Annotated in this window: 4 protein-coding genes and 1 pseudogene; all 5 read left to right on the top strand. The window is 60.6% G+C overall.

Annotated elements, in window-relative coordinates:
* Positions 1-308, top strand: a pseudogene (locus tag HHL15_RS24155) (steroid 3-ketoacyl-CoA thiolase); the annotation flags it as partial.
* Between the two features lie 41 nt (positions 309-349).
* Positions 350-1,204 (top strand): SDR family oxidoreductase, encoded by an 855-nt coding sequence (locus HHL15_RS24150; RefSeq protein WP_169148365.1) that lies wholly within the window; start codon positions 350-352, stop codon positions 1,202-1,204.
* A 22-nt stretch (positions 1,205-1,226) separates the two neighbouring features.
* Positions 1,227-2,705 carry a DHA2 family efflux MFS transporter permease subunit gene (locus tag HHL15_RS24145; RefSeq protein WP_169148364.1) on the top strand — a complete coding sequence of 493 codons (1,479 nt, stop codon included), beginning with the start codon at positions 1,227-1,229 and terminating at the stop codon, positions 2,703-2,705.
* Between the two features lie 212 nt (positions 2,706-2,917).
* Positions 2,918-4,579 (top strand): DUF1302 domain-containing protein, encoded by a 1,662-nt coding sequence (locus HHL15_RS24140; RefSeq protein WP_169148363.1) that lies wholly within the window; start codon positions 2,918-2,920, stop codon positions 4,577-4,579.
* Between the two features lie 25 nt (positions 4,580-4,604).
* Complete coding sequence (locus HHL15_RS24135; RefSeq protein WP_169148362.1) at positions 4,605-5,960, top strand: DUF1329 domain-containing protein; 1,356 nt, start codon at positions 4,605-4,607, stop codon at positions 5,958-5,960.
* The last annotated feature ends 40 nt before the right edge of the window (positions 5,961-6,000 follow it).

Genomic DNA, 6,000 nt, shown 5'->3' with positions numbered 1-6,000 from the left:
GCCCGATCGCGGCGACCCGCCGGGTGCTGGCGCAGGCCGGGCTGAGTCTGGCGGACATCGACCTGTACGAAGTGAACGAAGCCTTCGCCCCGGTGCCGCTGATGTGGCAGCAGGAGCTGGGCGCGGACCTGGAGAAGCTCAACGTGAATGGCGGGGCGATTGCGCTGGGTCATCCGCTGGGGGCCAGCGGGGCCCGGATCATGACATCCCTACTGTACGAGTTGGAGCGTCGGGGTGGCCGTTACGGGCTGCAGGCGATCTGCTGTGCGGGCGGGATGGGTACCGCAACGATCATCGAGTGCTTGTGAAACAAGCGGGCTGAAGTGCCAACAGAGAAGGCGGGGACAGCATGAATATCGACCTGAGCAACAAGCGCGTCATCGTCACCGGGGCGTCCCGGGGTATCGGTCGTGCAATTGCCCGAGCTTTTGCGGCTGAAGGTGCCCGGGTTGCCATCTGCGCCCGCACGGCCGAGGCCGTGGCAGCAACCGGCGCCGAGCTGGCAACGACTGCCAGCTCGGTAATCGCCCGCGCCGTGGATGTCACCGACACCGCAGGCGTGCGCAAATTCGTCGACGACGTCGCTGCCGCGTGGGGCGGTGTGGATGTACTGGTGAACAACGCTGGGCAGGGTAAGGGCGGCAACCTGGACACGCTGACCCCGGAAGCCATCCTTGAACACGCCAATATTCTGCAGATGGGCCACTTCCGCTTCATCCAGGCGGTGGTGCCGCACATGCGCAAGCAGCGCTGGGGCCGCATCATCGAAATCAACGCGCTGGCTGGCACCATCCCAACGCCAGACGGTATTCCGTCGGTGATCAACCGGGCTTCTTGCATTGCTCTGGCCAAGTCCCTGGGTATGTCGCTGGCCAAGGAGAACATCCTGGTCAATACGCTGAACATGGGCTGGATCGATACTGGCCAGTGGGAGCGCCATTACAAGGAAATGGGGCCGGGCGTAAGCCGTGAGGAGTTTGATGCGATGGTGATGAAGGTGGTGCCGGTGGGCCGCTACGGCAAGCCCGAGGACGTTGCCGGCATGGCCTTGTTCCTGGCCAGCGACTACGCCAGCTTCATTAGTGCAGCGTCCATCGACATCGCCGGGGGAATGGGCGGGCAGATCGCTTATTACCCCACGCTGAAGCGCGATTTCGAAGCCTCGGTCCGGGCGCGTGCTGCTGCGACCGGCGGCGCAGTCTGAGCGTCTGGAAGGAGGGCATAGCGTGGCGACGGACACCTGTCGGCTGCCCCGTGGCCCTGTCATCGTGAACGACGGCATTTCCTCTGCCCGCTATCGCCTGCTGGTGATCCTGACCGTGGTGCTGGCAACCGGCTCGATGGTGGTCGAGGCGACCATCATCAATGTGGCCATCCCCGCCATCATGCGGCAGTTTTCCATCAGCACCGAGGATGCCCAGTGGTTGTCGACGGGCTTTCTCGGGGCAATGGTCACCACCATGCTGCTGGCTGCGTGGTTCGAGCGGAGCTTCGGTCCGCGGCTCACCTATGCCGGAGCGCTGGTGCTGTTCAGCCTGGCCTCGCTGGCAGGTGGCCTGGCCGACAGCATGCCGCTGCTGATCGCCGCACGTATTGCCCAAGGCGCGATATCGGGTCTGATCCAGCCGCTGGGCCTGGTGGTGATCTTCCGTGTTTTCGCGCCCTCCGAGCGCGGGCGAGCCATGTCGGCCTTTGGGCTGGGTGTCGTGCTTGCACCCGCCATCGGACCGGCGCTGGGGGGGTATCTGGTCGATCTGGCGAGCTGGCGAGCGATCTTCTTCGTCACCCTGCCCCTCTGCGTCGCCGGTATCTTCCTGAGTCTTCGCTACCTCCCTGCGCGAGACGCCAGTAGCCCGCAGCAAAGCTTCGATGTGCCCGGCCTGGTGCTGATAGCGCTGTTTATCTTTTGTCTACTGACCGGCTTTGCGGTCGGGCATGCCGACGGCTGGACGGCGCCGGCCTTTCTGTTGCGTCTCGGCGTCGGGCTGGCCGTTACGGTGGCGCTGGTCATCTGGGAGATGCGGATTCCCTATCCGCTGCTGCAGTTGCGACTGTTTTACAACCGACGCTTTGCGGCCTCGGCGATGGTGGCCTTTGCCTACGGACTGGGCCTTTATGGCTCCACCTACCTGCTGCCGCTGTATGTGCAGACCGTCCTGCACTACGACGCCGGTCTGTCGGGGCTCATGCTGCTGCCCGGAGGACTGGCGATGGCGCTGAGCATTACCGCGGCCGGCCGTCTGCTCGACCGCTTTGCGGCGCACAGCTTGATCGTCGTTGGTTTGCTGTGTTTTGCGGTTTCCTTCCTGCTCATTGGGTCCGGCGTGGTGGTGCGTTCGTTTGCCGTGCTGGCCGTCCTGATTGCCCTGGGACGAATTGGCCTGGGGATGACGATTCCGTCACTTAACCTGGGGGCGTTGCAGCTGGTTGAATCGCCTCAACTGGCCCAGGCCTCCGGAACGCTGAATTTCATTCGCCAGCTGGGTGGGGCGATCGGCGTGAACGTGCTGACGATTTTTTTCAGCTGGCTTGATGCGGAAGGGCGGGAGCGGGGGCTCGATACGGCGGCTGCCATGGATAAGGCGTTCAGCGTGTGCTTCATGGTTGTCGGCCTGGTCTTTCTGCTGGCTGTTGTGCCCGCCATGCGGATGCGGATGCGGGTCGGGCCGGCTGAGGGGGCTTTGGGCAGCAAGGATGGAAGTTAGTTTTATTCTGTATTCAGAATTTTAATCAGACTATAGAATTTTAAAAAAATGCTCAGTACAATGCAGTGAGCGTCGATAGGACAGAAAAGTCCTGCAGCGCTTCGAAGGATGAGGAGTCGATGGTGTTTCGGAATTCCGCAGGGCAGGGAGCCGGAGCATCGGGATCATGGGTGGCCATGGTCGTCATCGTCGTATCTGAGGAGACACAATAAATGATCAGAAACAAAGGATTGGGTCGTGCACGGTTCCCGCTGCACGGTGTGGCAGCAGCCCTTGCGATTGGCTGGGCTAGTGGTGCCATGGCGATCGAGCTGGATACGGGTAACCCCGATCTGCGAATGCGCTGGGACAATACCGTGCGCTACAACCTCGGGATGCGCATGGAAGGGCAGGATCGCCGGCTTCTGAACAACCCCAACTATGACGAGTCGGACAGCAAGTTCGGAAAGGGTAGTGTCGTCACCAATCGGGTTGATTGGCTGAGCGAACTTGATCTGAGCTATCGAGGCCAGTTCGGTGCTCGGGTGACGGGCGCTGCGTGGTACGACAATGCTTACGACGATCACTCGGTGCACACCACAGCCCCTGGCGGCGCACTCACCAGTTATCGCAATAATGAGTACAGTTCATCTGTAAAGCGCTACGTCAATGGTCCGTCTGGCGAACTTCTCGACGCCTTTGTGTGGGCCAACATGGACATCGGTGCCGTACCGCTGAACGTCAAGGTCGGTCGTCATACGAACATCTGGGGCGAGGGTCTGTTGATCGGCGGTCACGCCATTTCGTATTCGCAGTCGCCTGTAGATGGTGTGAAGGCGGTCACGAGCCCTGGCATCGAGACCAAGGAAGTCTTCCTTCCCGTTGGCCAGGTGTCCGGCAAGGCCCAGGTCACTGACCGGCTGTCCATCGCGGGTCAGTATTTCTACGAATGGGAGCCCACCCGGGTTCCCCATGCCGGTACCTACCTGATGGGTGCCGATACAGCACCGACGGTGGATCGCCTCCCGAACAACTGGGCTCGTGCTCAAGCGAAGAAGCCCGACGGTAGCGGTAACTGGGGCGTTGCGGCCAAGCTGAACGTAGAGGAAATCGAATCGACTTTTGGTGCTTATTACCGGGAGTTCAACGACTACGCGCCGGAAACGGGTGTGCAATACCTCGGCGCGGCCGGCCCCTTCCGCTTCGTCTATCCCGAAGGTGTGAGACTTCTGGGCTTGAGCTTTGCACGGGTGATTGGCCCGGTGAGTTTCGGTTCCGAGTTGTCGATGCGCAAGAATGGTCACCTGAACTCGACCGGCGTCAGCGCAGTGAACAACACCGGTGCCCGTGGCGATACCTGGCACGCTATTGTCAATGGTGTGTATATGCTGCCCAAAACTTCGTTTTGGGATACCGGGACACTGGTTGCCGAACTTGCCTATAGCCGACTTGATCAAGTTACCAAGAATCAGGATCTGTACAAGGGCGTTGGCTACAACTGTGCCAAGGTTGGCGGCGCTCCTGGTAACAAGCTGGGTAACAAGATGGACGGTTGTTCGACCGATGATTTTGCCCAGATCGCGATCAATTTCACCCCCCAGTATCTGAATATCTTCCCGTCCTGGGATATGGATGTTCCGCTGACCGTTAATTACGGACTGAGCGGTAATGCACCCAGTGGTGGTGGTGGCTTTGAACGCCTGATGAGCTGGTCGATGGGGGTCAAGATGACCTACGCTTCACGCTATGAGTTCACTCTGCGGTATGCGGATCTGGCTGCAGCGACGATCTACAACGCGGCCGGCACCACGGCACTCGGCGGCAACGGACTCAGCAGCGCCGTTGGTGCGACAGACCGTGGCTGGCTTACCTTCACATTCAAGACGGCCTTCTGAGGGCCGCAATCAGGAGACGAAGAACATGAAAAAGCACGCAATCGCACTTTTGGTCTTGGCAAGCGTTTCGGTCCATGGCCTGGCAGCCGTTGGCGCGGATGAAGCCAAGGAGCTCGGCAGGTCACTGACCAAGTACGGCGCGATCAAGGCCGGCAACAAGGAAGGCACTATCCCCGAATACACCGGTGGCCTGACCAAGGCCCCGGCCGACTTCAAACCGAAGAGCGGCTTCTGGGCGGACCCCTTCAAGGACGAAAAGGCCGTTCTGCGTATCGACGGCAAGAATGTCGACCAGTACGCGGACAAGCTCAGCGAGGGTCAGAAGACCCTGCTGAAGAAGCATCCGACCTACTACATGGATGTCTATCCCAGCCACCGCACGGCAGCTATTCCGGCCAAGGTGCTGGACGCCACTGTGCGCAATGCCACCACCTGCAAGACGCTCAAGAACGGTTTGGCCGTGGAAGCCGACTGTCGCGGTGGTCTGCCTTTTCCGATCCCCAAGACGGGCTATGAGGTGATGTGGAATCTGCAACTGCGCTACAAGGCTGACACCACAACCAAATCGTCCCGTTCGTGGGTGGTGGATTCGTCCGGCAAGGCCGTGATGACTGCCCAGCAGCAAACCCTGGAAGAAACCCCCTATTACCACGCCGACCTTGATGGCCGTGATCCGCTGATGTACTGGCGCACTCACTCCATCACCCAGTCGCCGGTGCGCAAGGCGGGTGAAGCCACGGGTATCGTGGATTATCTCGATCCCACCGAAAAGCCCCGGCGTGCCTGGAGCTACACTCCGGGCCAGCGCCGCGTGAAGCTGGCGCCGGAGTTCTCCTACGATACTCCTGTGTCTAGCATGGGCGGAGTGACACTGTTCGACGAACTTTTCGTCTTCTCCGGGATGATGGACCGCTTCGACTTCAAGCTGGTCGGCAAGAAGGAAATGTACATTCCCTACAACGCCTACAAGCTGTACTTCGGCTGCAAGACCGAGGAGCAGTTCATGCCGTCCCACGCCAACCCGCAATGCTGGCGCTGGGAGCTGCACCGGGTGTGGGTGGTGGAAGCGACGCTCAAGCCGGGTAACCGTCACGTCTATGCCAAGCGTACTTACTATCTGGACGAAGACACCTACGGCGCCGGCCTCTTTGACGCCTACGACCAGAGCGGCAAGCTTTACCGTTCCCTGTTCAACTCCATGGTCCAGCTCTACGACGTGGCCGCGCCCTACACCGTCAAGAACGTCATCTATGACTTCAACAAGGGCATGTACGCCCTGGTCAATGACGGCCTCGAAGGTGGTTATGGCGTGCTCGACAAGCCGATGGCCAACCGGGATTTGAACCCCGAGGCAGTCGTGGCGCGGGAAACTGCCCGCTGACCTTCGGGTGAGCTTGGTGGTCCAGCCGGGTCGGTGCGCT

The organism is Zoogloea dura (assembly GCF_012927165.1).
GTDB classification, from domain to species: domain Bacteria; phylum Pseudomonadota; class Gammaproteobacteria; order Burkholderiales; family Rhodocyclaceae; genus Zoogloea; species Zoogloea dura.
This window is presented reverse-complemented; position numbering and strand designations above follow the sequence as displayed.

Coding starts and splice junctions, on each gene's coding strand:
- HHL15_RS24150 (WP_169148365.1), top strand. CDS start 350: ATGAATATCGACCTGAGCAACAAGCGCGTCATCGTCACCGGGGCGTCC.
- HHL15_RS24140 (WP_169148363.1), top strand. CDS start 2,918: ATGATCAGAAACAAAGGATTGGGTCGTGCACGGTTCCCGCTGCACGGT.
- HHL15_RS24135 (WP_169148362.1), top strand. CDS start 4,605: ATGAAAAAGCACGCAATCGCACTTTTGGTCTTGGCAAGCGTTTCGGTC.